This window comes from Aminobacter sp. Y103A (assembly GCF_030294925.1).
GTDB lineage: Bacteria > Pseudomonadota > Alphaproteobacteria > Rhizobiales > Rhizobiaceae > Aminobacter > Aminobacter ciceronei.
The window spans coordinates 2492097-2516265 of record NZ_AP017986.1 but is presented as its reverse complement, the minus strand read 5'-3'; the positions used below and the strand labels follow the sequence as shown (position 1 = coordinate 2516265).

Here is a 24169-nt window from a genome sequence, read left to right as displayed (position 1 = left end):
CGGACCACTTCGGAGCCGCGTGCCTCCATGTTTCTGATTGTGTTGACGCTGACCTCGGCCGCGTCAGCAAGATCGACTTGCTCAAGCTCAGCCAAGATGCGTCCTGCTTTGATTTGATTGCCAGTAACACTCATATGGCGCTGATACCCAAAAAAGTGGTTGACGGCAAACCGATTCCAATAATATGGTTACCACAACCAAAAGATTGGTAGCGACAGCCACGGAGCCTCACCGATGCAGACAGAACAACTACCCGTTGGACGGCGCGTGACGCACCAATCTGACCAGAGATTAGCCGGGGTCATCGTCGATCGGTCAGCGACCATGCGTGGCCGCCAGCTTGCCGTTGTCATTGTCGACGGCCAGGACGCGCCCCGTATCTTCGATACTGCGGTGCTGATTGCCGCCTGACATTTTTCGCGGCGGGTGTGGGTACTACATGCCCATCTCCCGCCGCATGCCCATCGCTTCCGAGCGGTGGGCGCCTATTGCCCCTGTACCCGCGCGGGACTTCTAGCCCGATAGCGGTAACTGGATGATGCGCGTTCGAATCGCGCCAGGGGCTCCATTCGACTCGCCTCGTCACCAGCGTTTGGCGATAGGGCCGCAACCAACGCAACTTTGCGTTGGTTGGCACCACCGGCCCGCCAACCATCGGAAGCGGACTTACTGGCTACAGTGTGGCTAGAAATTTTATAGCCACCTCTGGGGGATGCGGCTAAATCTTTGTTTTGATTGGTCGGAGTGGCCGGATTCGAACCGACGACCCCTTGACCCCCAGTCAAGTGCGCTACCGGGCTGCGCTACACTCCGGACCGGTCGCGATGTATCTTGATATGACCGCTTCGGTCAACCCAATTCGTCGGCTTTCCCGCCAACTTCTTCATTCGCGAGCAGAATATTCTAGTCGGCCTGACCGGCCTCAACGAACCTGGTCGAGCAGGCGCTTGCATTCGAGCAGATCAAACAGCGCCTCCTGCAGCAAGGCGCGGTTGTCGCGCGACAGCTTGCCGGAATCGGCTGCCACCGGCCCCTCGTCGTCGCCCTTGCCCAGGCCGAAGAAGCGGCGGCTCGGCTTGGCGCGAGCCTCACCGACCAGCATCTCCTCATCGGGGCCGCGCGGCTGCGCTGCCGGCGTCAGCGGCGCCTCGGCCTGCTTGCGCTGGGCGATTGCCTCGACGGCCTTCATGTCGCCGCTGCCGATGGCGACCAGGAACTGGTTGCCATTGTCGCGCAACAGCTTCTGCACGCCCTTGATGGTGTAGCCCTGTTCGTAGAGCATGTGGCGGATGCCCTTGATCAACTCGACATCCTGCGGCCGGTAATAGCGCCGGCCGCCGCCGCGCTTCATCGGCTTGATCTGGGTGAAACGGGTTTCCCAGAAGCGCAGCACATGCTGCGGCAGATCAAGGTCTTCGGCAACTTCGCTGATGGTGCGGAAGGCGTCGGGGCTCTTGTCCATGGTCGCCACTTTCGCAAAAAACGATTCGTGATCCATTTCAGCGCTTTGGGCAACAACATTCAAGCCCGGTGCGAATCACGCACCAGGCTATCAACCGGATTATCGGGAGCTGGCTGCCTACTTCGAGGCCTTGGACTTGCCGTTCTGGTGAGCCCGCAGGATGCGGCTCTTGAGCACGTTGGATGCCTTGAAGGTCATCACCCGGCGCGGCAGGATCGGCACTTCTTCACCCGTCTTGGGGTTGCGGCCGACACGTTCGTTCTTGTCGCGAACGTGGAAGGTGGCGAAAGACGACAATTTCACCGTCTCGCCACGCACGATTGCTTCGCAGATTTCGTCGAGAACGGTTTCGACCAGCTGCGCCGATTCCGTGCGCGACAGGCCGACTTTCCGATAGACGGATTCAGCGAGGTCGGCACGTGTCAGTGTCTTTCCCCCCATGCGACGGGCCCCATCCTCAATATCTGAAATCCAGCAACGCGCCGGAGGTTAAGTAATTGATCCGTCAAGGTCAAGGACCGATCCGATGACCTTTTCAAGACACCGCGCGGAGGCCTGAGCCTGCGCGCTCACCACCTCACGAGCACGGCGCCCCAGGTGAAACCGCCGCCCATCGCCTCGAGCATGACAAGGTCGCCCTTCTTGATGCGTCCGTCGGCAACGGCAGCCGAAAGCGCCAGCGGCACCGAGGCGGCCGATGTGTTGCCGTGCAGATGCACCGTCACGACGGCCTTTTCCTCGGCAATGCCGAGCTTCTTGGCCGAGGCATCGATGATGCGCTTGTTGGCCTGGTGCGGCACGAACCAGTCAAGTGTGTCGGCTGATACACCGGTCTGGGCGAAGACGTCCTCGATCACGTCGGTGATCATGCCCACCGCATGCTTGAAGACCTCGCGGCCTTCCATCTTGAGATGGCCGACGGTGCCGGTGGTGGACGGACCGCCATCGACATAAAGCTTGTCCTTGTGCGTTCCGTCGGAGCGCAGGCTGGCGGCCAGCACGCCGCGGTCGGCGATGGTGCCCGCACTTTCTTCAGCTTCCAGCACCAGCGCTCCGGCGCCGTCGCCAAACAGCACGCAGGTCGAGCGGTCGGTCCAGTCGAGAATGCGCGAAAACGTCTCGGAGCCGATCACCAGCACGCGCCTGGCAAGGCCGCCCTTGATGTAGAGGTCGGCGGTGGTGACGGCGTAGACGAATCCACTGCACACGGCCTGCATGTCGAAGGCGAAGCCATGGCGCATGCCGAGCCGGTTCTGGATCTCGACGGCTGTGGCGGGAAAGGTGTTGTTCGGCGTCGAGGTGGCGAGCACGATCAGGTCGATGTCGTCAGGCGTCAGGCCGGCATTGTCGAGCGCTGCGCGGGCCGCAGCCTCACCGAGCGAGGCCGTCGTCTCGTCGTCGGCGGCGATGTGGCGCTGGCGGATGCCGGTGCGCTGGGCGATCCACTCGTCCGAGGTCTCGACCATGCCTTCGAAATCGGCGTTCTTCATGATGCGGCGGGGCAGCGCCGAACCAATGCCGCGCACAACTGATCTGATCACGTTGAAAAATCCTATTCCTGATCTTCGACCGCGGCCGCGGGGCGACCCATTGCAGCATGCGGGTTGCGTGCATGAAACAGGTCGAGGTCTGCTTCGATACGGTCGAGCAGCCGGTTCCGGACCATATCATAGGCCATTTCGATGGCAGCGGCGAAGCCGTCGGCGTCAGCGCCGCCATGGCTTTTCACCACGATACCGTTGAGGCCGAGGAAGACGCCGCCATTGGCGCGGCGCACGTCCATCTTCTCGCGCAGCCGGTCGAAAGCGCCCTTGGCAAAGAGATAGCCGATCTTGGCCATCAGCGTGCGGCTCATCGCTTCGCGTAGATAGCCGGCGATCTGGCGTGCCGTGCCTTCGGCGGTCTTGAGCGCGATGTTGCCGGAAAAGCCCTCGGTGACGACCACGTCGGTGGTGCCCTTGCCGATGTCGTCGCCTTCGACGAAACCCTGGTAGTTCATCGAGGCCATGTTGGCCTCGCGCAACATGCGCCCGGCTTCCTTGACCTCTTCCTGGCCCTTGATCTCTTCGACGCCGACATTGAGCAGGCCGACAATCGGCCGATCGATGCCGAACAGGGCGCGCGCCATGCCGGTGCCCAGAATGGCGAAATCGGTGAGCTGGTGCGCATCCGCGCCGATGGTGGCGCCGACGTCGAGCACAACGCTCTCGCCGCGCGCCGTCGGCCACAGGGCAGCGATGGCGGGGCGGTCGATCGTCGCCATGGTGCGCAGGCAGAATTTCGACATCGCCATCAGCGCGCCGGTGTTGCCGGCGGAGACGCAGGCGTCCGACGTGCCCGACTTGACCGCTTCGATCGCCTTCCACATCGACGACTTCCAGCGCCCCTGGCGCAGCGCCTGGCTCGGCTTGTCGTCCATGCGCACGGCGACCTCGCAGTGCACGAACTCGCTGACGGCAGCAAGCTTGGGATACTTGGCCAGCTCGGGACGGACCACTTCTTCGCGGCCATAGATGATGAAGCGAATATCGGTGCGCCTGATGGCGACCTTGGCCAGGGCAGGAATGATCACGGAAGGGCCGTGATCGCCACCCATGGCATCAATGGAAATCTTGATCACGCGTCGGTCATCTCACTGTTGGCGTAGCTGGGCACGCAAAAGTCCGGCGAAGGTAACGGTTTTGGGCAACCGCACAACCGGGATTACGCGAAACGGCAGGCGTTTTCAAAGCTTCTTGGATATTAGGCGGAGCTTTTTCTGGAATTCGCTCTCGACTGGCTCGACATCGTCATCGTCAGTACTGGCGACCGCGACGCCGGTCTTGCGCGGATAAGGGTCGATGGCGAGGCCGAAGAACTCCTCGGCCAGCGCGCCCGCATCGATGGTGTCGCCGGTGAAGGTTTCGGGCGCGTCGGGGCCCTCGGCGTCGAGCAGGATTTCGCCGGCCGCGTTGAAGCCCTGCCTGGCAAGCTTGGAGTCCTCGGGCAGGAAAACGCCCTCGACATCCTCGTCGATCACCGCCTCGACAGGCTCAAGCGTGACGACGCAGGCCTGGGTGATCGCTGCCTGGACCCGACCGCGGACCTTGACGCCATTGCGCTTCCACTTGGTGACAAGCAGGTCCGCCTTGTAGCGTTCGACCGACGTCAGGCCATGCACCTCGGCCAATGCGGCACGCTGGGCGGCATCGGCATCGACTGTTACAGCCATGCCCTTCTGCGGCAGCCTGGCGACATTGACCTTGAAGGAAACCGGACTCTGGGTCTCGTCAGGCATCATGGGGTGGCCTCCTTCAGGCTGCCTGTGGCGCCGGATATGACAATTTGCCGGCACATATGTCTTCCGACGGCTGCTCGGCAAGAGCGCGATTCGCCGCAAAGACATATTCGGCGAGTGCTGCGGCTTCCGGCCAGTCCTTCACCTCGGGGCGGACATTGCGCAAAAGTGCTGCGGCAAGCGCCGGATGATCGTCGCCTTCGAGCGCGTTCTTGTAGGATTCGGTGCGGCCGTAAAACATCTTGGCCAGCTTCTTCATGCGCTTGGGCACGCCGACGTCGCTGATGCCGAGCTCGCGCAGCGAATGGTCGACATCGAGGAAGAACTCGTCGATCAGGCGCTGGGCGATGTCGGCCGCAGCCCCCGGCTCGCCGCGCAAACGATGCTGAAACAGGAACATGTGCAGCGAAAGCATCTCGAAACGGCCAAGCGGCGTGTCGGGAACATTCCATGCGGAATAAAAAGGTTCCTGCCGCGCGGCTGCCACGATTCGTGTATAGAGCGCCTCGGTGATGGCGCGATTGGCCTGGCGTTCACGGCCAAACAGACGCTTAAACATTTTGAGGGCGGTCTCCCGGGGACCCGTTTCGCTTAGTGGCCTTGTTGCATCGGCGCGCAAGCTGGTTTACCGGTTTTGCGGCTTCGCGCAAGCAGGGGCTCTGGCACGACAGGATGGAGTTGTTGTTGCACTCGCTGAAATTCAAGATGCCATTTTCGTTGCGTCCGGCTGGCGCCGTGTCGCTGATCGTGGCCGCTGCCGCGCTGTCGGCATGCAACACCTCGAAGACGTTCGGTGACCTGACCCCCAGCGAGACGCTGACCCAGGGCTATGTCATCGACCAGCAGTCGATCGACTCCGTGCCGGTGGGCTCGAGCCGCGAGCAGGTGCTGCTCGCTCTCGGCACGCCGTCGACGACGGCGACCTTCGACAATGAGGTGTTCTACTACATCTCCCAGACGCGCCGGCGCGCCGTCGCCTTCGCCAAGCCGAAGCTGATCGAACAGCGCGTGCTGGCCGTCTATTTCGGCGCCGACGGCCGCGTCTCGAACATCGCCAATTACGGCCTTCAGGAAGGCAAGGTGTTCGACTTCATCTCGCGCACGACGCCGACCGGCGGCAAGGACCAGAACTTCCTCGGCCAGCTGCTTTCGGGCGCGGGCAAGATGGGGTCGAGTGCTGCCAGCAGCATCTTCGGCGGCAGCTGATCCGCCCACTGAGGTTCAGAAATCTCAGGCAACAGGACCCGCGGAAGCAATTCCGCGGGTTTTTCTTTGGGCTGGACAAGGCCTACGAAAAACCCCGCCCGCAGAGGCTGCGGACGGGATCAATGGTTCTGCCTCAGAGAGGCAAGCAGTTCGGCAGGATCAGCCGCCGCTATGCGCGAGCACGGCAAGCAGCAGAAGGGCGACGATGTTGGTGATCTTGATCGCCGGGTTCACTGCCGGGCCGGCAGTGTCCTTGTAGGGATCGCCGACGGTATCGCCTGTCACCGAAGCCTTGTGGGCCTCGGAGCCCTTCAGGTGCTTGACGCCGTCCTTGTCGGTGAAGCCGTCCTCGAACGACTTTTTGGCGTTGTCCCAGGCACCGCCGCCTGAAGTCATCGAAATTGCAACGAACAGGCCGTTGACGATGACGCCGAGCAGCGAGGCACCGAGGGCGGCAAAGGCCGAAGCCTTGGAGCCCGAGATCAGCAGCACGCCGAAATAGACGACGAGCGGCGCCAGCACCGGCAGCAGCGACGGTATGATCATTTCCTTGATCGCCGCCTTGGTCAGAAGGTCGACGGCGCGGGCGTAATTGGGCTTGGAGGTGCCCTTCATGATGCCCGGATCCTCGCGGAACTGCTTGCGCACCTCCTCGACGATCGAGCCTGCGGCACGGCCGACGGCGGTCATTGCGATGCCGCCGAACAGGTAAGGAATGAGGCCGCCGAAGATCAGGCCGGCGACGACATAGGGGTTGGAGAGGTCGAACGACACCGTGCCGATGTCGGCGAAATACGGGAACTGCGCGCTGTTGGCGGCAAAGTACTGCAGGTCGTAGCTGTAGGCGGCAAACAGCACCAGAGCGCCGAGACCGGCCGAGCCGATGGCGTAGCCCTTGGTGACGGCCTTGGTGGTGTTGCCGACCGCATCAAGCGCGTCGGTCGAATGACGCACTTCCTTGGGCAGGCCGGCCATTTCGGCAATGCCGCCGGCATTGTCGGTGACCGGGCCGAAGGCATCGAGCGCCACGATCATGCCGGCAAGGCCGAGCATGGTGGTGACGGCAATGGCCGTGCCGAACAGGCCGGCAAGCTGGAAGGTGGCGATGATGCCGCCGACGATGACGATGGCCGGCAGCGCCGTCGATTCGAGCGATACGGCCAGGCCCTGGATCACGTTGGTGCCGTGACCGGTGACCGACGCCTGGGCGATCGAATTGACCGGGCGCTTGTTGGTACCGGTGTAGTATTCGGTGATGACGACGATCAGCCCTGTTACCACCAGGCCGATCAGGCCGCAGATGAACAGGTTCTGACCCGTGATCACGACACCACCCCCGGTGCCGATTTCACCCCAGCCGACAGTCAGCGAGGTCGCCGCCCCCAGGCCGACGATCGAGAGAAGGCCAGTGACGATCAGCCCCTTGTAGAGCGCGCCCATGATCGAGCCGTTGGAGCCGAGCTTGACGAAGAACGTGCCGACGATCGAGGTGATGATGCAGGCGCCGCAGATGGCGAGCGGGTAAAGCATCACGTTGGAGAGAACCTCGGTTCCGCCGAAGAAGATGGCGCCGAGCACCATGGTGGCGACGACGGTCACGGCATAGGTTTCAAACAGATCGGCGGCCATGCCGGCGCAGTCGCCGACATTGTCGCCGACATTGTCGGCGATGGTTGCGGGGTTGCGCGGATCATCCTCGGGGATGCCGGCTTCCACCTTGCCGACGAGATCGCCGCCGACATCGGCACCCTTGGTGAAGATGCCGCCGCCGAGACGGGCAAAGATCGAGATCAGGGAAGCGCCGAAACCGAGCGCCACCAGCGAATCGATGACGACGCGGTCGGCAGGCGCATGGCCCATCGGGCCGGTCAGAACGAGGTAGTAGACAGAGACGCCAAGCAGAGCGAGGCCGGCCACCAGCATGCCGGTGATGGCGCCCGACTTGAAGGCGATGTCGAGGCCGGCGGCGAGGCTGTTGGAGGCGGCCTGCGCAGTGCGCACATTGGCCCGGACCGAAACATGCATGCCGATGAAGCCGGCAGCACCTGAAAGCACTGCACCAATCAAAAAGCCGATCGCCGCGGTCGCGGAAAGCAGCCACCATGCGAGCAGGAACACGACGACGCCGACGATGGCGATTGTGGTGTATTGGCGCGCCAGATATGCCTGCGCACCTTCTCGGATGGCGGCGGAGATTTCCTGCATGCGCGCATTGCCCTGGTCGGATGCAAGCACCGACTGAGTCGCCCAGATGGCGTACAGGACAGATAGCAGGCCGCAGGCGATGACGACGTAAAGCATTGTCATTGCCAATTTCTCTTCCCTGATTGTGCCCGGAATTCCCCTCCCCGGGCTAGTGAACGAGACCGGCAGCCTCTCATTGGTTTCCGGCCCCTGGCGAACAATCCGAAACAGGGCAGCGCACGTCAAGATATCGAAAAGGTGTTTCTCGGCTTTCGCCGCCCCGTTATTGCCGACAACAGAGCTTTGGAGCGCCGTGCGTCCGGATAGACGCACAAACAACGCGCCAACTCATCAGCTCTGCGCATCATGCTTTCCGAACATCGATTCCGATTTTCGGAGCATCAGGCCAGATCACGATCCGGCTGATTGACGAAGATCAGCACCGCCAGCATGGTCATGTAGAATTTGAAGGCGGCGTCCTGGCCGTTCCATGTGCTCGACTGCCACATGGCGAACCATTCGCCGCCAATGACCATGAAGCCCAGGAACCAGACCAGGAACCCCATGGTGGCGCCGATGACGACGAAGCCCTTGGCGTCATCGAACTGCCGGCCCGAACCTTTGCGTGCCTGCCAGAGTTGCAGCGCGGCGATCAGGAACAGCACGCAGGTCAGCGCCTCGCCGAAGATGATCAACCAGTAGCCGACGGTCCACAATGTCGGACTGGTGATCGAGCGATACATCAGCGCGTTGCCCGGGAAAGTGGTGTCCATGCTCAGGACGTGCTGGACGAAGGCGAAGTTGGAGCCGTAGTCGGTGATATTGCCGAACGCCACCAGAAAGGCGAAAGCTGCAAGACAAAGACACATCACGATCTTAGAGAGACGCCAAACCATGGCAAGAACTCCTTCAAATGGCAGACCGGGGCATCAGCCAGATCAATCACCGAGTCTCGGCGGCGGCGCAACTGCCGAGACGATCGACGTGACGTTGACCCGCTCGGCGCGGATCCATGCCGGCAAGGCGGGGTTGGAGGGTGTGCTCGGCACGCTTGCGCTTTCGCCACAGTGCCAGACGGGCGACGTGGTGACGGTGTCGGCAAACGGCGCCAGTCACGACTTTGCCGTGCTGCGCCGCCGCTGGATCGTTGGTGCAGCGGGCAACCGGCTCGAGATCACGCTCGACTATCCGGCGCGTGGCCGGTAGGCCGCTCAGGCCACCTGCCCCATGCGCCGCGCCGCCATGCGCTCCAGCGCCGACAGCGCGTCATAGATCAGAACGGCAAGGGCCGCGACGATCAGCCCGCCCTGCAGGACGAAGGCCAGATTGTTGGATTGCAGCCCGGCGATGATGACCTCGCCGAGGGTCTTTGCGGCAACGGTCGAGCCGATGGTGGCAGTGGCGAGACTGATGACGACCGACAGCCGGATGCCGGCGAGCATGACCGGCAGGCAAAGCGGCAGCTCGACCTTGGTGAGGCGCTGCCAGCCGGTCATGCCGGCGCCGCGGGCCGCCTCGACGATGCTGGGCGGCGTGGTGGTGAGGCCGGTCAGCGTGTTTTCGAAGATCGGCAGCAGGCCGTAGAAGAACAGCGCAATCAGCGTCGGCTTCTCGCCGAAGCCGACGGCGGGAACGGCAAGCGCCAGCACCGCGACCGGCGGAAATGTCTGGCCGATATTCACCAGGCTGCGCGACAGGGGCAGGAATTCGGCGCCGATTGGCCGGGTGACAAGGATGGCGAGTGCAACCGCAACGACGATCGCCGCAGCGGTGGCGATGGCGACGGTGCGCAGGTGCAGCAGCGCCAGAGACAGCAGGCTGCCCTGGTTGTAGACCGCCGGCGCGCCATTCTGGGTCAGCGGCCTGAGCAGCGGCTCGAACCACAGCGGATTGCTCAGGAACGCCACCAGCAGCGCCAGCAGGCACAGGCGCAGCAGCAGCGGAAGCCAGGCCCTCATTGCGGCCTCGCGGCACGTTTCACAAGGCCTTCGACCGTCACGCGGCCAAGGGCAGCACCATTTTCGCCCGTCACCGGCATGGCGGGGCGTCCCGACCACAACAGCTCGGCGAGCGCGTCGCGCTGGCTTGCCCCGGCACGGATGCCCTCGCCTGCCGCCGGTCCCGGCTCGACGGCATCACCGACGGTGCCGAGCGACAGAAGCTTGAACGGACGGTCGGAGGCGCCAATCAGCGTCTCGACGAAATCGCTGGCGGGATTGGCCAGGATATCGGCCGGTGTCGCATACTGGACGAGCTTGCCGGCATCCATGACGGCGATGCGGTCGCCGAGGTGAACCGCCTCCTCCATGTCGTGGGTGACGAGGATGATGGTGGTGCCGAAGCGCTTCTGGATCGCGAGCAGGTCTTCCTGCGCCTTGGTGCGGATGATCGGGTCGAGCGCGCCGAAAGGTTCGTCCATCAGAAGCACGTTGGGCTCGGCGGCGAGCGCGCGGGCGACGCCGACACGCTGCTGCTGGCCACCCGACAACTCATGCGGATAACGCGGGCCAAAGGCTGCGGGATCGAGCTGCAGCAAGGCCAGCAACTCGTCGACCCGCGCCTTGATGCGCGCGGCGTCCCAGCCGAGCAGCGCGGGAACGGTGGCGATGTTCTGCGCCACGGTACGGTGCGGAAACAGACCATTGCCCTGGATGGCGTAGCCGATGGAGCGGCGAAGCTCATGGCCCGGCACCGAGCGGTTGTCTATGCCGTCGAGCCTGATCGTGCCGGAGCTCGGCTCGACCAGACGGTTGATCATGCGCAACAGCGTCGTCTTGCCCGAACCGGAGGTGCCGACGATCACGGTGACCGTGCGCGGCTCGATGACCATCGAGACGTCGTCGACGACAGTGGTCTCGCCGTAGCGCTTGGTGATGTGGTCGATTTCGATCATGCGGCAGCCACTTCGGTGGATTTGCGGGTCGCGACTGTTTCGACCACTGCGTCGAGAATGATGGCGGCGGCAAAGGCAAGCGCTACCGTCGGCACGGCGCCGAGCAGGACGAGATCCATCGCCGTCTGGCCGACGCCCTGGAAAACGAAGACCCCGAAACCGCCGCCGCCGATCAGCGCGGCGATGGTGGCAAGGCCGATGTTCTGGACCAACACGATTCGGATGCCGGTCAGGATGACGGGAAAGGCGAGCGGGAACTCGACGCCGCTCAGCCGCTGCCAGCCCGTCATGCCCATGCCGCGCGCCGCGTCATTGGCTGCACGCGGCACGCCGGCAAGACCGACGACGGTGTTGGCGACCACCGGCAGCAGCGAATAGAGAAACAGCGCGACGAAGGCCGGTGCAGCACCTATGCCGCGAATGCCGAGCACTGAGGCGCCGGGAACATTGGCGGCGACCCAGCCGAGCGGCGCGATCAGGATGCCGAACAGCGCAATCGACGGAATGGTCTGTATGATGTTGAGCACGTTGAGCACGCCGTCCCGCAGCGCCTGGACACGGTGACACAGGATGCCGAGCGGCAGGCCGACAAGGGTGGCGGCAAAAAGCGAGCCGAGGGCCAGTTCGACATGACGCCGCGCCTCGTTCCAGAAACTGTCAGCGCGATTGGCGTATTCCTTGAGGATCGACAGACTGTCCCATTGGCCCGAGGCGAGCAGCAGCCAGATTGCCGCGGCGGCGATGCCGAGCACGACGACGCGCCCGACCGGCGACAATTGCAGCCGGGTCAGGACATCGGCGAGCAGAAGCGTGAAGGCAAAGATCAGCAGCCAGAAGCCGGAGGCCGGCGATATCCGGGCAAAGGTGTTGCCTTCAGGGGTCAGGTGGCTGCCGGCGACGCCGATGAGCAATGCGAGCGACGCAAGCGTCACAGCGGCGGCGCCAAGCCGTGCCACCAGGGGCGTCCTGAACAGGGCAATGAGGCCGGCTGCAACCAGAACGGCAAGCAGAACCGCGCCGGGCGGCTGCGGCAGGGCCTCGATGATCGAACGCGGCTCGCCAGCGACGATGCGGTTGGCGCGGAAAATGGCAAATGGCGCCGAGAAGGCGCCATAACAGGCGATCATGGCGATCACCACGCCAAGCTTGTCGAACCTGATGCTCACGACTGCGATGCGTCCCCGGTTCCCCTGGCGCGCACCCCGATGCATGACCCCGACAATCGATGGCGATTGTCGCACGGGATCATTCACGGAGTTCCTGTCTTGCAGTGCCGTGCGTCCGAAAAGGACGCGCGGCGCCGTAAGCGAGCACGCGCCGGAAGAGCTTACTTCAGAAAGCCGTTCTTCTTCAGGAAATCTTCGGCGACGGCCTTGGCCGGCTCACCGCCGACCTGGACGCGGCCGTTGAGCTCCTGCAGCGTGACCAGATCGAGCTTCTCGAACACCGGCTTGAGCAGCGTTTCGATCTCCGGATGCTCCTTCAGCACGGCCTCTCGGATGATCGGCGCCGGCTGGTAGACCGGCTGCACCCCCTTGTCGTCGTCGAGCACGACGAGGCCGGACGGCGCGATGCCGCCGTCGGTGCCATAGACCATGGCGGCATTGGCGCCGTTGGTCTGGTTGGCGGCCGCACCGATCGTGGCGGCAGTATCACCGCCGGAGAGCGTGATCAGCTGTTCGGGCTTGAGGGTGAAGCCATAGGTGGTCTGGAAGGCCGGGAGGGCTGCTGCCGAATTGACGAATTCGGACGACGCGGCCAGCACGACGGTGCCGCCGCCGGCGACATATTTGCCGAAGTCGCTGAGCGTGGCGAGCTTGTTGGCCTCGGCCACGTCCTTGCGCAGCGCGATCGCCCAGGTGTTGTTGGCGGGCGACGGCGACAGCCAGACGATCTTGTTGGCGTCATAGTCGAGCTTCTTGGCGGTCTCGAACCCCTTGGCGGCATCCTTCCACAGCGGATCGTCGGCCTTTTCGAAGAAGAAGCCGGCATTGCCGGTGTATTCGGGATAGATGTCGATCTCGCCTGCGGTGATCGCCTTGCGCACGACGGGCGTCGCCCCGAGCTGGATGCGGTCGGTGGTGGCGATGTTGTTGGCGTCGAGCACTGCCTTGATGATGTTGCCGAGCACGCCGCCTTCGGTGTCGATCTTGGAAGACACCACCACCTGGGCGCTCGCGGCACCCGTGGCGAGGCCGAGCACGATGGCCGCAGCCGCGATGGATTTCTTGTACATGAAAGGCCCCTTCTCACTTCAGGATTTCGGTGGCCGCATATGAGCATGGCGACCCAGCTTTCGTCGGGGCATACGGTTTCACAATGCGCAGGGGCAGCGCAATATTTTTCTGAGTATCAAAGAAAATCGGGAGGACCTCCTCCCGACAACGTCTTGTCAGGAGCAGCCTGTCAGGTGGGCTGCCGGCGCTGCGCCAGGGACAGCGTGGCCAGCGCCGCGAGACAGATGGCGCTGACCGGGAAGACGATCCAGTTGAGCGTGTCCCAGCCATAGGCGTTGTAGACCGCGCCCGACATCAGCGAGGCGAAGGCAACGGCGCCGAACAGGACGAAGTCGTGGAAACCCTGGACCTTGCTCTTCTCGGACGGGCGATAGGCCGTCGAGACGATGGCCGTTGCACCGATGAAACCGAAATTCCAGCCGAGACCGAGCAGGATCAGAGCCGTCCAGAACTGCCACAGTGCGATGCCCGACAGGGCGACGATGGCGCAGGCGATCAGCAGCAGAAGGCCAAAGGCAACGACACGCTCGGCGCCGAAACGCTGGATGACGCGGCCGGTGAAGAAGCTGGGACCGAACATCGCCATGACGTGCCAGGAAATGCCCAGCGTCGCCTCGTCAGGCGAGAAACCGCAGCCGACCATGGCCAAGGGCGCGCCGGTCATCACGAAGCTCATCAGCGTGTAGCTGCCGACGGCGCAGGTGAGTGCAGCGGCGAAACGTGGTTCGGTGACGATCTCCTTCAGCGGCCGCGCGCCGGCCTCCGAAGCCGCCTGGTGATCGTGAACCGGTTCCTTGACCCTGAGGAAGGACAGGATGATGGCGCCGACGGCGGCCAGGCCGATGATCGAGGCGAAGGAGCCGGCAAACATCACGGGCGCGAACAGCTCGCGCGTGAATATGACGATCTGCGGCCCGATGATGGCGGTGATGATGCCGCCAGCGAGCACGAAGGAGATCGCATTGGCCTTGAACTGGGGCGGCGCATTGTCGGCGGCGGCGAAGCGGAATTGCTGGACGAAGGCACCGCCGGCGCCAAGCAGCACGAGGCCGAAGACGAAGAGCCAGAACTCGGCACGGAACAGCGCGAGCGTGGCGACCGCGCCGCCGATGGCGGTGACGGCGGTGCCGAACATGAAGCCGCTGCGCTGGCCGAGCCTGCGGATGATGACCGCCGCCGGCAAGGCGCCGATCGCCAGACCCAGGCTGAAGCCGGTGATGGGAAGGGTCGCCAGCGACTTGTCGGCGTCGAGCAGATAGTAGCCGGCGAGACCGCCGATGGCGAAGGAGATCGGGGCGGCGGAACCGATGATGGCTTGCGATGCGGCGAGAATATAGGCAGTTCGCCGCGCTTCGCGTTCGCCACCGGTCATAATGCGTCCTTGCCCTTGCCTTCGCCGCGCAGCTTGCGCGAGACACGATCCAGTACGGCGTTGACGAGCTTGGGCTCGTCTTCGATGTAGAATGCCTTGGCGATGTCGACATATTCCGACACGATCACCGCCACCGGCACGTCCTGGCGCTTCATCAATTCATAGACGCCGGCGCGCAGGATGGCGCGCAATGTCGAGTCGAGACGCGACAGCGGCCAGTCCTCGGTCAGCGACTGGCGGATGACAGGATCGACGACCTTCTGATTTTCGACGACGCCGGCAAGGATAGCGCGGAACCACTGGGCGTCGGCCTCGCGGTAGAGCGCGCCGTCGACTTCCTTGCCGAGGCGGAACGCCTCGTATTCGGCGGTGATTTCGAGCAGGCCGCTGCCGGCCACGTCCATCTGGTAGAGCGCTTGGACGGCGGCCAGACGGGCAGCGCCGCGCTTGTTGGCGTGGCGGACTGGCGGCTGGCCGTTATCTTCGGAAGACGTCACGAGCGGGCTGCTCCGAGTTTTTCGCGCACGGCGATCATAGTCAGGGCCGCGCGCGCGGCAAAGCCACCCTTGTCGCCTTCGGTGCGGCGGGCACGCGCCCAGGCCTGGTCGTCGTTTTCGACCGTCAGAATGCCGTTGCCGATGGCAATCGACTCGCCGACCGACAGATCCATGATGGCGCGGCAGGATTCGTTGGCGACGATGTCGAAATGATAGGTCTCGCCGCGGATGACGGTGCCGAGGGCGACATAACCGTCATAATGGGTGCCTTCGTCGTCGGCCGCATCGAGCGCGAACGAGATTACGGCCGGGATTTCAAGCGCGCCGGGAACCGTGATCACGTCATAGCCTGCGCCGGCGGCATCGAGTGCGGCCTTGGCGCCGTCCAGCAGCGCGTCCGAAAGGTCGTCGTAGAAGCGCGCCTCGACGATGAGGAGCTTCAGTTTCTTGTCGTTGGCCATGTAAAATCTCCGGCAGGAGCGGCTGACTTAGGCCGAACCGGATGAGTTCGCAAGCGAAGTGTTAAGGCCTGTGGCAGGAAACCGCTGTCCAGCGAGCGGCGCCAGTGTCCGGCGTCAGCGCCCGGCGTCAGAGCCCTTCCCTTGCCGCCTCGGCCAGGCGCGCGGCATAACGCGCCATGGTGTCGATCTCGAGATTGACCCGGTCGCCGACCTTGCGCTCGCCCCAGGTCGTCACCTGCAACGAATGATGGATCAGCAGCACGTCGAAGCGGGTGGCCTCGACCTTGTTGACGGTCAGCGACGTTCCGTCGAGCGCAACCGAGCCCTTGGGTGCGATGAACCTGGCCAGCTCGCGCGGCGCCTCGAGGCGGAAGCGCACCGCTTCGCCCTCGTCCTCGCGGGCGATGATCTCGGCCATGCCGTCGACATGGCCCGAGACGATGTGGCCGCCGAGCTCGTCGCCGATCTTCAGCGCCCGCTCGAGATTGATCCTGCTGCCGGCCTTCCAGTCGCTCGCCGTGGTCAGTCGCAGCGCCTCTTCCCAGGCCTCGACCTCGAACCAGCGGGCGTTCGAGGTTGCCTCGGGCAGCGCCACCACGGTCAGGCAGACGCCGGAGCAGGCAATCGAGGCACCGATGTCGATGGTCTTCGGATCATAGGCGGTGTCGATGCGCAGGCGCACGCCCTGGTCGAGCTGGGCTGCGGACGCGACTGTGGCCACGTCGGTGACGATCCCGGTAAACATCAGATTTCCCTTATCCATTCGGCGAAGCTGTCCTCGCCGTAGCGCGCCTCGCGCACGAGCGTGAACTCTGCCGGTATATGGTCGCGGCCAATGGGGGCCGCAATACCGTCGGCGCCGATGGCCTCGGGGCCGTAGAACAGTGCGATACGGTCGACCAGCCCCTCGTCGAGGAAGGCACGCGCGGTGTCAGCGCCGCCTTCGACGATGATGCGCGACATGCCCTGGTTGCCGAGGTCCTCGAGCAGCTCCGGAAGGGCGACGCGGCCATCATAGGTCTCGGTGGCCAGGAACTTCACCCCGGCGCGTTCCAGCTCCGCCCTGTTAGCGGCGTGGCTCTCGGAACAGGCGGCGACGATGACCGGAACGTCGGAGGCCGAGCGCGCCAGTTTCGAAGTCGCGGGCAGTCGGATGAGCCGGTCGAGCACGATGCGGGCCGGCGAACGGCTGCGCAGCCCGGGCAGGCGCACGGTGAGCTCGGGGTCGTCTGCGATGGCGGTGCCGATGCCGATCAGGATGGCTTCGCATTCGGCGCGCATGACATGGACCTGGCGGCGGGCGATCTCGCCTGTTATGCCGATCTGCCCCTCGCCGCGGCGGCCGATCATGCCATCGGCGGAAAGCGCAAGCTTCAGAATCACTTCCGGGCGCTTTCTCATCGAACGATTCATGTAACCGGCGAGCTGGTCGGCGGCCTCGCGGGCCAGAACGCCCTCTTTGACTTCGATGCCGGCTGAGCGAAGGATCGCGTAGCCCTTGCCGGAAACACGCGGGTCGGGATCGCTGGCGGCGCCGACGACACGGCTTATGCCTGAAGTAACCAGCGCATTGGCGCAAGGCGGCGTGCGGCCGTGGTGGGCACAGGGCTCGAGCGTGACATAGGCGGTGGCGCCGCGCGCCAGCTCGCCCGCTTCGGCGAGCGCTTCGGCTTCCGCATGCGGCCGCCCGCCAATGGCGGTGACGCCGCGACCGACGATGACGGGCCCATTGCCGTCATCACGGACGATGAGCGTGCCGACCGCAGGATTTGTCGATGTCAGTCCGAGATGCTTGCGCGACAGCCTGATTGCGGCTGCCATGAAACGGCGGTCTGTCCTGTCTTGCCCGGATGCACTCATATCGACCATCGTTCAGCTGGCTTCCTCGTCGCCCTTCAGTTCGCCCAGCACCTCATGGAAGTCCTTGGCCTCGCGGAAATTGCGGTAGACGGATGCAAACCTGACATAGGCGACGTCGTCGAGCGTCTTCAGCGCCTCCATCACCAGGCGACCGATCTCGCCCGATGGAATCTCGGTTTCGCCGGAGCTTTCGAGCTGGCGGACGATGCCGGTCACGGCGCGCTCGATGCGCTCGGGATCGACATTGCGCTTGCGCACCGCGATCTCGACCGAGCGAGCCAGCTTGTCGCGGTCGAACGGCACCTTGCGGCCGGTCTTCTTGAGCACGACGAGGTCGCGCAGCTGGACCCGCTCGAAGGTGGTGAAGCGGCCGCCGCAGACCGGGCAGATGCGCCGGCGACGGATCGCGGCACCATCCTCGGCCGGACGCGAGTCCTTCACCTGCGTGTCTTCAGACTGGCAATATGGGCAGCGCATCGTTCAGCCTTGTCATTCGAATCCCCGACCGGAAAAGGCTTAATGCATCGTCCGGAAAAGCAGAAGCCCCATGCCGGGATGACCGGCACGGGGCTTCGAAATGTGGAAGGCCCTTATGGCCCCGGATCAGCCGAGATAGGGATAGAGCGGGAAGCGCTCGGTCAGGCTGACGACCTTCTGCTTGACCGCCGCTTCGACGGCAGCGTTGCCCTCGTCCGAATTGGCGACCTTGAGGCCGTCCAGCACTTCGGTGATCAGCTGGCCGATCTCGCGGAACTCGGCTTCGCCGAAGCCACGCGTGGTGCCTGCCGGGGTGCCGAGACGCACGCCCGAGGTGACGAAGGGCTTTTCCGGGTCGAAGGGAATGCCGTTCTTGTTGCAGGTGATGTTGGCGCGGCCCAAAGCTGCCTCGGCGCGCTTGCCGGTGGCGTTCTTGGGGCGCAGGTCGACCAGCATCAGATGGTTGTCGGTGCCGCCCGAAACGATGTCGAGGCCGGTGTCCTTGAGGCTTGCGGCCAGCGCCTTGGCGTTGGCAACGACATTGGCGGCATAGGTCTTGAACTCGGGCTTCAGCGCTTCGCCGAAGGCAACGGCCTTGGCGGCGATGACATGCATCAGCGGGCCGCCCTGCAGGCCGGGGAACACGGCCGAGTTCATCTTCTTGGCGATGTCCTCGTCATTGGTCAGGATCATGCCGCCGCGCGGACCGCGCAGCGACTTGTGCGTGGTGGTGGTGACGACATGGGCGTGCGGCAGCGGCGACGGATGCACGCCGCCGGCGACGAGACCGGCGATGTGGGCCATGTCGACCATCAGATAGGCGCCGACTTCATCGGCGATCTCGCGGAAGCGCTTCCAGTCCCAGATGCGGGAATAGGCGGTGCCGCCGGCGAGGATCAGCTTCGGCTTGTTCTCGCGGGCAAGGCGCGCGACCTCGTCCATGTCGAGCAGGTTGTCGTCCTTGCGCACGCCATAGGAGACGACCTTGAACCACTTGCCGGACATGTTGACCGGCGAGCCGTGGGTCAGGTGACCGCCCGAATTCAGGTCGAGGCCCATGAAGGTGTCGCCCGGCTGCAGCAGCGCCAGGAACACCGCCTGGTTCATCTGGCTGCCGGAGTTCGGCTGGACGTTGGCGAACTTGCAGTCGAACAGCTTCTTGGCGCGCTCGATGGCGAGCTCTTCGGCGACGTCGACGAACTGGCAGCCGCCATAATAGCGCTTGCCGGGATAACCCTCGGCATATTTGTTTGTCATGATCGAGCCCTGGGCCTCGAGCACGGCGCGGGAAACAATGTTTTCCGAGGCGATCAGCTCGATCTCGTGGCGCTGGCGACCGAGCTCGTTGCGGATCGAGCCGAAGATCTCGGGATCAGCCTCCTCGAGCGGGGTTCCAAAGAAGGTTTCGAGGTGTTTCGAAGCGGCCATCGGTTCTGATCCTTGCTGTTCCGGGGACTGGTCCGGAGGGGCATCGGGGAAGTTCGGCGGCCATTAACATACTTGCCCCAGCGTCGCCACGTGCGGTGCGAAATTTCGTGGTCGCATTTGGACCAAACGGCCACTGCGACCGAAAAAGGGGCGGGTCCACGGAGCGATAGCGCGGGATAACGCCGGCACCGCCTTGCGATGAGCTTGACCTGCAAGGCCCCCCAAGCAGTATGCCGCCATGCAAAAGATGTCGCTCGAATTGATGCGGCGCGGCGAGCAGCAAAGCCCGCTCTGGCCTGACAGCACGCTGGGGAAAATCGGGTACTTCCTCGGAACACCCGATCGCTGGGACTTTGCGAACGAAAGCTTCTTCTCGTGCCAGCTTGGTTACGCTGACTTCGAGATCAATCTTCAGGCACGCGACAACCAGGTTGTCGTGACCAGGTTCTGGGTGGAACTTTGGGACACGCCGGAAGGCGAACCGTCACCCAAGAAGACACGCATCCGCCTCGCACGCGGGATCAAGGTGGAGCTGGGCCGCGTCCAGCCCGGGCTTGCGCTTGCCGATGCCCGGACCTTGCTGGACTCTCTTGGCGTCAAGTTTCAGGAGTTCGATCGCAACGACGCATCCGAAATTGTCAAAGAGTTCAGGACAGCGTCAAACGCCGAGCTGTTGTTCTTCCGGGGTCCGGATGGGCCGGTGCTGATGGAAGTGCACTTCTTCTCGGCGGACGAGCAGCAGCATCCATTCGCCAATGTCGGCACCGATACGAAAAAGGCCGCCCCGAGGGACGGCCTTTCGAAAGGTCGCTGCGGCCCGGTCAGAGAGCCGAGGTGATCTGCAGCTCGTCGACGCCGTCGCGGCCATAGATGTCGTCGCGGAACTGCACGACACCATCGCCGGTCGACCATGCCGAGACGTAGGTGAAATAGACCGGCACCGGGTTGGTGACGGGGACCGGGGTGTTTTCGCCCGACTTGATGGCCTGCTCGAAATGCGAGCGGCTCCAGCCCGGCGTGTCGCGCAGGATCCAGGTGACGAGGTCGCGCACGTTCTGGACGCGGACGCAGCCCGAGGAATCGAAGCGCATCAGCTTGCCGAACAGGCTCTGCTGCGGCGTATCGTGCATGTAGACGCCATCCGGGCTCGGGAAGTTGATCTTCACCGACGCCATGGCGTTGTTGGCGCCCGGATCCTGGCGGAAGCGGTACTTCGCTGCCTCTTCGGTCGACCAGTCGACATTCATCGGATCGACCTCGCTGCCGTCCGGCGCAAACAGGCGGATCTTGTTGTCGGTCAGATAGTTCGGGTTCTTGCGCATCAGCGGGATGATGTCCTTGCGGACGATCGACACCGGGGCATTCCAATATGGATTGACGATGATCTCGTTGATCTTCGAATTGACGATCGGCGACTGGCGGTCGACCTTGCCGACGATTGCGGTGTGGCGCAGCACGACGCGGTCGTTCTCGACCGCTTCGACCTGGGCGGCCGGAATGTTGACATTGACATAGCGCTGGCCGAGCGTGCCGGCCTGGGCCTGGATGCGGCCGAGATTGGTCTCGAGCTGGCCGAGGCGGATCTGGGCGCTGATGTTCATCGCCGCATAGGTGTACTGGCCCATGACGCCATCGTCAGGCAGGCCGTGGCGTGCCTGGAAGCGCTTGAGGGCGGCATCGACATAGGTGTCGAACGAATCGGAAAGGCCGGCGCGCGGCGACAGGTCGCCCGAAATCATCAGGCGCTTGCGCAACACCTGGACATCGGGATCCTCGACGCCGAGGCGGAGATTCTTGGTCGCCGGAACGACCGGCCAGCCGCCCTGGGCGACGATGTTCTGATACTGGGCAATCGCCTGCTGGGTAAAGGCTGCCGTCTGCGCGGTGAACACCGGCAGCGTGCTGGCGACCTTGGCGCCCTGGCTGACGCGGGCATCGAACTGGTCGTCCCAGTTGCCGCGGCGCGACGAGCCGAGAACTTCGCCGATCACGTCCTGGGCACTGGCTGCCCCCGACAAGGCTGCCATGGCGATCGCGCCGGCACCGGAGAGAAAGAAACGGCGGCTAGTTTTCATGGACGTTCCAGACATATTCGCGCAACACAACCGGCAGGAAAACTCCCGCGACGACGATATGACGGCCATACTTAACAATTAGCCAACCATAACCCGGCATCACCGACACGTGAAACGCGACTTCATCGCACGGGTTGCTGACGGCCGAACAGGCAGATCTGGCACATCACAGCTTTTCCGATAGTCATTCGAATATGGCGGCAACATGGCTGGCGCACCTTCCATTGGATGTCGGCGCGCTAAAAAAGGAAGGACCGGTGCATTTCTGCAACCGGCCCTGCGACTGGAGGTCGTTCCTTTTGGGTGGAAACGCTTACATGCGGTAAGCGATGGTGTCGTTCCAGAAGCGGTCGAGGCGCTGCAGGGCGCGGTTCATCTGCTTGAACTCGTCGGTGTTGATACCGCCGACATGCTCGATCGAACCGACATGGCGGTCATAGAGGCCGGCAACGACCTCGGCCACGTCCTGGCCCTTCGGCGTCAGGCTGACACGGACCGAGCGACGGTCGATGCGCGAGCGCTGGTGATTGATGAAGCCGAGCTCGACAAGCTTCTTGAGATTGTAGGAGACGTTCGAGCCGAGATAGTAGCCGCGTGAGCGCAATTCGCCGGCGGTCAGTTCCGCATTGCCGATGTTGAAGAGCAGCAGAGCCTGGATCGCATTGATGTCGCTGCGGCCGTTGCGATCGAACTCATCCTTGATAACGTCAAGAAGACGACGATGAAGTCTTTCAACAAGCTGCAGGGATTCCATGTAAAGCGAACGGATCGCTTCGTTACGGTCCTCGGAAACCATGGCGGGCTTGGCCGCCTGACGCGAATTGATCATTGTCTTTGCCTCTCTGTTTTCGCCTGGTGACTTTTTTGTTTGATGTCACCTTGATCGCGAACTTATCGAATACCCATAAAATTCGACTTAAACGTCAGGCTTAACAAGGGCTTACCGAGGACAGGTTTCGAAAGAGGGTTAACGAAACCCACTTCGAGTAAGAATAATTAACCTTGTATTTTACGGAGTGTCGGCCAACGCACTGAAAGCGTTGGCCGGAGCAATTCCAGGAAAGCCGTGAGGCGGCATTCCGCCCGGAGTTGCGCGAAACAAAAAATGACGGAGATCGTCCGCGGTCCGAAGGAAAGCGGAAACGCCCTAATGCGCGGCGCGGCGCCTTTTCAGGTGCAGGACAACGCGGAAGGCCGCGTAGATCAATGCCACCGCGACGTGGGAGACGACGATCAGCGGCCTGTTGCCGAACAGTTCGGGGAAACCGGCATACATCACGACTTCGGTCGCAGCGCAGATGAACCAGATGACCGGCCCCCAGGATGACAGCATCCACAGGCCGATGGCGGCAAAGGGGAAAAACACCGACAGCGTCACCGCCGCGACCTGCCAGTGGATCGGCATCAGGTCGAAACGCCAGAGCGGGCCGTCATAGAGACCGATCAGGCGCACCCAGTAGAGGATGCCGAACAGCAGGCAGTAGCCGGCCACCACACGCAGGAACAGGGCGAAGGCGCTTTCTATCGCCGACGGATGCATCTCGCGCAGGCGGCTTGCACTGTCGGTCACAGGGCAAGTTCCCGGTCGCCGAGCGTTTCGAAATAACGGTCGATGTCGAGCGGGTCGACATCCTCGAGCCGGGCCGGATGCCATTGCGGCGTCGAGCCCTTGTCGATGAGCACCGCGCGGATGCCTTCATAGAAGTCGCGGCCGGCGAGCATGCGGTTGAGGATGCGGAACTCCATCCGCATGCAGTCCTTCATCGACATGGTCAGGCCGGCCCTGACCTGCCGGAAGGCGACCGACAGGCTGGTGGGCGAACGCTGCAGGATGGTGGCGAGCGTCTTTTTGGCGAACTCGCTCGAATCCGTCTCCAGGCTGGCGATGACGTCGGACAGCGTGGGCGCGGAGAAATGACGGGCAATCGCTTCCAGCGTCTCGCGCTCGGTCTCGCGCTTGGCCGGCCGGAAGAAGTTGCGCAGCACCGCCTCCGTGTCGCCGGTCTCGCACAGCCGCTCCAAGAGCCCGATCTGGCCGTCGGCCGAGATCGTGTGCGTCGCCAGCCCCGACCACAGCGCGTCGCCGTAGCGGATCCTGTTGCCGGTCAGCGCCAGATACATGCCGAAATGGCCGCCGAGGTCGGGCAGAAGATGGCTGCCGCCGACGTCGGGGAAGAAGCCGATGCCGACTTCGGGCATGGCGAACTGCGCATTTTCGGTCATCACCCGGTGCGAGCCGTGACAGGAGATGCCGACCCCGCCGCCCATGACGATGCCGTCGATGAAGGAAATGTAAGGCTTGGGATAGCTCTGGATCCGGGTGTTGAGCCGATATTCGTCGGCGAAGAAGTCGACCGGCGGATTGCCGGCGAGACCGGCGTGATAGACGTGCAGAATGTCCCCCCCGGCGCAAAATGCCCTGCCCTCGGCCTTGACCACGACGATGGCCACGCTGGGGTCGACTTGCCAGGCGGTGAGCGCGCGCGACAGCGCCAGGACCATCTTGTGGGTCAGCGCGTTCAGCGCCTGCGGCCGCGTCAGGGTGACGATGCCGGCGGCTCCGGAGTGCTCGAAGCGGATTTCGTCGTCGCCGCCAAAGTCCATGTCCACTGGAATCCCTCACATCAGGCTGAGTGTGCAGAGCTAATGGGCAGCGCATGGGTGCGTCAATGCCGCAGGTCACATCCTGCATCTTGGTCTTGGGCAAACCGGCATGCTAAAAACTGCACAATTGCCGGAG

General features: G+C 63.6%; 27 protein-coding genes and 2 tRNA genes. 5 read left to right on the top strand and 24 right to left on the bottom strand.

What is annotated here, in order from left to right; genetic code table 11:
- Positions 1-234: 234 nt before the first annotated feature.
- Positions 235-411 (top strand): hypothetical protein, encoded by a 177-nt coding sequence (locus Amn_RS12240; protein ID WP_286297320.1) that lies wholly within the window; start codon positions 235-237, stop codon positions 409-411.
- 79 nt (positions 412-490) lie between these two features.
- A tRNA-OTHER gene (locus Amn_RS12235) sits at positions 491-568 on the top strand.
- A gap of 168 nt (positions 569-736) precedes the next feature.
- Here Amn_RS12235 and Amn_RS12230 read toward each other — a convergent pair.
- The 7 genes from Amn_RS12230 to Amn_RS12200 form a co-directional block, all read right to left on the bottom strand.
- A tRNA-Pro gene (locus tag Amn_RS12230) sits at positions 737-813 on the bottom strand.
- Positions 814-922: 109 nt separating this feature from the next.
- Positions 923-1462, bottom strand: a complete 540-nt coding sequence (locus Amn_RS12225; protein ID WP_067966704.1) for a MerR family transcriptional regulator — start codon at positions 1460-1462, stop codon at positions 923-925.
- Between the two features lie 117 nt (positions 1463-1579).
- Positions 1580-1903, bottom strand: a complete 324-nt coding sequence (locus tag Amn_RS12220; RefSeq protein ID WP_067962942.1) for an integration host factor subunit alpha — start codon at positions 1901-1903, stop codon at positions 1580-1582.
- 128 nt (positions 1904-2031) lie between these two features.
- A complete protein-coding gene (locus tag Amn_RS12215) occupies positions 2032-3003 on the bottom strand; it encodes a beta-ketoacyl-ACP synthase III (protein WP_182575608.1) in 972 nt (323 codons plus the stop codon).
- Between the two features lie 11 nt (positions 3004-3014).
- On the bottom strand, positions 3015-4082 hold the full coding sequence (gene plsX / locus Amn_RS12210; RefSeq protein WP_286297316.1) for a phosphate acyltransferase PlsX: 1068 nt from the start codon (positions 4080-4082) through the stop codon (positions 3015-3017).
- 105 nt (positions 4083-4187) lie between these two features.
- Complete coding sequence (locus Amn_RS12205; RefSeq protein ID WP_067962952.1) at positions 4188-4742, bottom strand: YceD family protein; 555 nt, start codon at positions 4740-4742, stop codon at positions 4188-4190.
- Positions 4743-4755: 13 nt separating this feature from the next.
- Positions 4756-5298, bottom strand: coding sequence for a ubiquinol-cytochrome C chaperone family protein (locus tag Amn_RS12200; RefSeq protein ID WP_286297314.1), 543 nt, complete (start codon positions 5296-5298; stop codon positions 4756-4758).
- A gap of 113 nt (positions 5299-5411) precedes the next feature.
- Between Amn_RS12200 and Amn_RS12195 the strand changes: the two genes are divergently transcribed.
- Positions 5412-5945 carry an outer membrane protein assembly factor BamE gene (locus Amn_RS12195; protein ID WP_286298035.1) on the top strand — a complete coding sequence of 178 codons (534 nt, stop codon included), beginning with the start codon at positions 5412-5414 and terminating at the stop codon, positions 5943-5945.
- Between the two features lie 159 nt (positions 5946-6104).
- Here the strand turns inward: Amn_RS12195 and Amn_RS12190 are convergent, their stop codons facing one another.
- Together Amn_RS12190 and Amn_RS12185 are read right to left on the bottom strand one after the other, a co-directional pair.
- On the bottom strand, positions 6105-8252 hold the full coding sequence (locus tag Amn_RS12190) for a sodium-translocating pyrophosphatase (protein WP_067962958.1): 2148 nt from the start codon (positions 8250-8252) through the stop codon (positions 6105-6107).
- Between the two features lie 278 nt (positions 8253-8530).
- Positions 8531-9025: a DUF2165 family protein gene (locus Amn_RS12185; RefSeq protein WP_154385572.1), complete on the bottom strand. Its 495-nt coding sequence runs from the start codon at positions 9023-9025 to the stop codon at positions 8531-8533.
- An 88-nt stretch (positions 9026-9113) separates the two neighbouring features.
- On the opposite strand from Amn_RS12185, the gene Amn_RS12180 reads away from it, so the two are divergent.
- Positions 9114-9335 carry a hypothetical protein gene (locus Amn_RS12180; RefSeq protein ID WP_286297310.1) on the top strand — a complete coding sequence of 74 codons (222 nt, stop codon included), beginning with the start codon at positions 9114-9116 and terminating at the stop codon, positions 9333-9335.
- A 5-nt stretch (positions 9336-9340) separates the two neighbouring features.
- Here Amn_RS12180 and Amn_RS12175 read toward each other — a convergent pair whose 3' ends face one another.
- The 11 genes from Amn_RS12175 to glyA all read right to left on the bottom strand — a co-directional run bounded on the left by Amn_RS12175 (position 9341) and on the right by glyA (position 19354).
- Positions 9341-10087 (bottom strand): ABC transporter permease, encoded by a 747-nt coding sequence (locus Amn_RS12175; RefSeq protein ID WP_286297307.1) that lies wholly within the window; start codon positions 10085-10087, stop codon positions 9341-9343.
- Positions 10084-11022 carry an ABC transporter ATP-binding protein gene (locus tag Amn_RS12170; protein WP_154385575.1) on the bottom strand — a complete coding sequence of 313 codons (939 nt, stop codon included), beginning with the start codon at positions 11020-11022 and terminating at the stop codon, positions 10084-10086. The genes Amn_RS12175 and Amn_RS12170 overlap by 4 nt, the downstream gene beginning before the upstream one ends.
- Complete coding sequence (locus Amn_RS12165) at positions 11019-12233, bottom strand: ABC transporter permease (RefSeq protein ID WP_286297300.1); 1215 nt, start codon at positions 12231-12233, stop codon at positions 11019-11021. The genes Amn_RS12170 and Amn_RS12165 overlap by 4 nt, the downstream gene beginning before the upstream one ends.
- Positions 12234-12349: 116 nt before the next feature.
- The gene (gene osmF, locus Amn_RS12160) at positions 12350-13258 is read right to left on the bottom strand and encodes a glycine betaine ABC transporter substrate-binding protein OsmF (RefSeq protein ID WP_286297298.1); all 909 of its coding nucleotides are present in this window, start codon (positions 13256-13258) and stop codon (positions 12350-12352) included.
- A gap of 170 nt (positions 13259-13428) precedes the next feature.
- The gene (locus Amn_RS12155; RefSeq protein ID WP_286297296.1) at positions 13429-14631 is read right to left on the bottom strand and encodes an MFS transporter; all 1203 of its coding nucleotides are present in this window, start codon (positions 14629-14631) and stop codon (positions 13429-13431) included.
- Positions 14628-15035: a transcription antitermination factor NusB gene (gene nusB, locus Amn_RS12150; protein WP_331461944.1), complete on the bottom strand. Its 408-nt coding sequence runs from the start codon at positions 15033-15035 to the stop codon at positions 14628-14630. Before nusB ends, Amn_RS12155 begins: the two co-directional genes overlap by 4 nt.
- A gap of 89 nt (positions 15036-15124) precedes the next feature.
- Positions 15125-15589 (bottom strand): 6,7-dimethyl-8-ribityllumazine synthase, encoded by a 465-nt coding sequence (gene ribH, locus Amn_RS12145; RefSeq protein WP_067962980.1) that lies wholly within the window; start codon positions 15587-15589, stop codon positions 15125-15127.
- A gap of 127 nt (positions 15590-15716) precedes the next feature.
- Positions 15717-16334 (bottom strand): riboflavin synthase, encoded by a 618-nt coding sequence (locus tag Amn_RS12140; RefSeq protein ID WP_067962983.1) that lies wholly within the window; start codon positions 16332-16334, stop codon positions 15717-15719.
- Complete coding sequence (gene ribD, locus Amn_RS12135; protein ID WP_286298033.1) at positions 16334-17449, bottom strand: bifunctional diaminohydroxyphosphoribosylaminopyrimidine deaminase/5-amino-6-(5-phosphoribosylamino)uracil reductase RibD; 1116 nt, start codon at positions 17447-17449, stop codon at positions 16334-16336. The genes Amn_RS12140 and ribD overlap by 1 nt, the downstream gene beginning before the upstream one ends.
- 12 nt (positions 17450-17461) lie before the next feature.
- Positions 17462-17926: a transcriptional regulator NrdR gene (gene nrdR / locus Amn_RS12130; protein WP_067962991.1), complete on the bottom strand. Its 465-nt coding sequence runs from the start codon at positions 17924-17926 to the stop codon at positions 17462-17464.
- Positions 17927-18052: 126 nt separating this feature from the next.
- Positions 18053-19354, bottom strand: coding sequence for a serine hydroxymethyltransferase (glyA, locus tag Amn_RS12125; RefSeq protein ID WP_067962994.1), 1302 nt, complete (start codon positions 19352-19354; stop codon positions 18053-18055).
- A 238-nt stretch (positions 19355-19592) separates the two neighbouring features.
- On the opposite strand from glyA, the gene Amn_RS12120 reads away from it, so the two are divergent.
- Complete coding sequence (locus tag Amn_RS12120; protein ID WP_286297290.1) at positions 19593-20192, top strand: hypothetical protein; 600 nt, start codon at positions 19593-19595, stop codon at positions 20190-20192.
- Here the strand turns inward: Amn_RS12120 and Amn_RS12115 are convergent.
- From Amn_RS12115 to Amn_RS12100, 4 genes are all read right to left on the bottom strand, one after another.
- Complete coding sequence (locus Amn_RS12115; RefSeq protein WP_286297289.1) at positions 20176-21429, bottom strand: L,D-transpeptidase family protein; 1254 nt, start codon at positions 21427-21429, stop codon at positions 20176-20178. The two genes, Amn_RS12120 and Amn_RS12115, sit on opposite strands and share 17 nt — an antisense overlap.
- 313 nt (positions 21430-21742) lie before the next feature.
- Positions 21743-22258, bottom strand: a complete 516-nt coding sequence (gene ldtR / locus Amn_RS12110; protein WP_154385581.1) for a transcriptional regulator LdtR — start codon at positions 22256-22258, stop codon at positions 21743-21745.
- 318 nt (positions 22259-22576) lie between these two features.
- Complete coding sequence (locus tag Amn_RS12105) at positions 22577-22969, bottom strand: DUF6163 family protein (RefSeq protein WP_154385617.1); 393 nt, start codon at positions 22967-22969, stop codon at positions 22577-22579.
- Between the two features lie 26 nt (positions 22970-22995).
- Positions 22996-24033 carry an enoyl-CoA hydratase/isomerase family protein gene (locus tag Amn_RS12100; protein WP_286298031.1) on the bottom strand — a complete coding sequence of 346 codons (1038 nt, stop codon included), beginning with the start codon at positions 24031-24033 and terminating at the stop codon, positions 22996-22998.
- Positions 24034-24169: the final 136 nt, after the last annotated feature.

What these genes read in the sequence shown, in the direction of transcription:
- nusB (WP_331461944.1), bottom strand. Translation starts at nt 15,035, where the DNA reads ATGGACGTGGCCGGCAGCGGCCTGCTCGAAATCACCGCCGAATACGAG.
- Amn_RS12155 (WP_286297296.1), bottom strand. Translation starts at nt 14,631, where the DNA reads ATGACCGGTGGCGAACGCGAAGCGCGGCGAACTGCCTATATTCTCGCC.
- Amn_RS12240 (WP_286297320.1), top strand. Translation starts at nt 235, where the DNA reads ATGCAGACAGAACAACTACCCGTTGGACGGCGCGTGACGCACCAATCT.
- Amn_RS12100 (WP_286298031.1), bottom strand. Translation starts at nt 24,033, where the DNA reads ATGGACTTTGGCGGCGACGACGAAATCCGCTTCGAGCACTCCGGAGCC.
- Amn_RS12120 (WP_286297290.1), top strand. Translation starts at nt 19,593, where the DNA reads ATGCAAAAGATGTCGCTCGAATTGATGCGGCGCGGCGAGCAGCAAAGC.
- ldtR (WP_154385581.1), bottom strand. Translation starts at nt 22,258, where the DNA reads ATGATCAATTCGCGTCAGGCGGCCAAGCCCGCCATGGTTTCCGAGGAC.
- Amn_RS12225 (WP_067966704.1), bottom strand. Translation starts at nt 1,462, where the DNA reads ATGGACAAGAGCCCCGACGCCTTCCGCACCATCAGCGAAGTTGCCGAA.
- ribH (WP_067962980.1), bottom strand. Translation starts at nt 15,589, where the DNA reads ATGGCCAACGACAAGAAACTGAAGCTCCTCATCGTCGAGGCGCGCTTC.
- Amn_RS12175 (WP_286297307.1), bottom strand. Translation starts at nt 10,087, where the DNA reads ATGAGGGCCTGGCTTCCGCTGCTGCTGCGCCTGTGCCTGCTGGCGCTG.
- Amn_RS12185 (WP_154385572.1), bottom strand. Translation starts at nt 9,025, where the DNA reads ATGGTTTGGCGTCTCTCTAAGATCGTGATGTGTCTTTGTCTTGCAGCT.
- Amn_RS12140 (WP_067962983.1), bottom strand. Translation starts at nt 16,334, where the DNA reads ATGTTTACCGGGATCGTCACCGACGTGGCCACAGTCGCGTCCGCAGCC.
- Amn_RS12205 (WP_067962952.1), bottom strand. Translation starts at nt 4,742, where the DNA reads ATGATGCCTGACGAGACCCAGAGTCCGGTTTCCTTCAAGGTCAATGTC.
- Amn_RS12220 (WP_067962942.1), bottom strand. Translation starts at nt 1,903, where the DNA reads ATGGGGGGAAAGACACTGACACGTGCCGACCTCGCTGAATCCGTCTAT.
- ribD (WP_286298033.1), bottom strand. Translation starts at nt 17,449, where the DNA reads ATGAGTGCATCCGGGCAAGACAGGACAGACCGCCGTTTCATGGCAGCC.
- Amn_RS12170 (WP_154385575.1), bottom strand. Translation starts at nt 11,022, where the DNA reads ATGATCGAAATCGACCACATCACCAAGCGCTACGGCGAGACCACTGTC.
- osmF (WP_286297298.1), bottom strand. Translation starts at nt 13,258, where the DNA reads ATGTACAAGAAATCCATCGCGGCTGCGGCCATCGTGCTCGGCCTCGCC.
- Amn_RS12165 (WP_286297300.1), bottom strand. Translation starts at nt 12,233, where the DNA reads ATGCATCGGGGTGCGCGCCAGGGGAACCGGGGACGCATCGCAGTCGTG.
- Amn_RS12105 (WP_154385617.1), bottom strand. Translation starts at nt 22,969, where the DNA reads ATGCATCCGTCGGCGATAGAAAGCGCCTTCGCCCTGTTCCTGCGTGTG.
- Amn_RS12115 (WP_286297289.1), bottom strand. Translation starts at nt 21,429, where the DNA reads ATGAAAACTAGCCGCCGTTTCTTTCTCTCCGGTGCCGGCGCGATCGCC.
- nrdR (WP_067962991.1), bottom strand. Translation starts at nt 17,926, where the DNA reads ATGCGCTGCCCATATTGCCAGTCTGAAGACACGCAGGTGAAGGACTCG.
- glyA (WP_067962994.1), bottom strand. Translation starts at nt 19,354, where the DNA reads ATGGCCGCTTCGAAACACCTCGAAACCTTCTTTGGAACCCCGCTCGAG.
- Amn_RS12195 (WP_286298035.1), top strand. Translation starts at nt 5,412, where the DNA reads ATGGAGTTGTTGTTGCACTCGCTGAAATTCAAGATGCCATTTTCGTTG.
- Amn_RS12200 (WP_286297314.1), bottom strand. Translation starts at nt 5,298, where the DNA reads ATGTTTAAGCGTCTGTTTGGCCGTGAACGCCAGGCCAATCGCGCCATC.
- Amn_RS12190 (WP_067962958.1), bottom strand. Translation starts at nt 8,252, where the DNA reads ATGACAATGCTTTACGTCGTCATCGCCTGCGGCCTGCTATCTGTCCTG.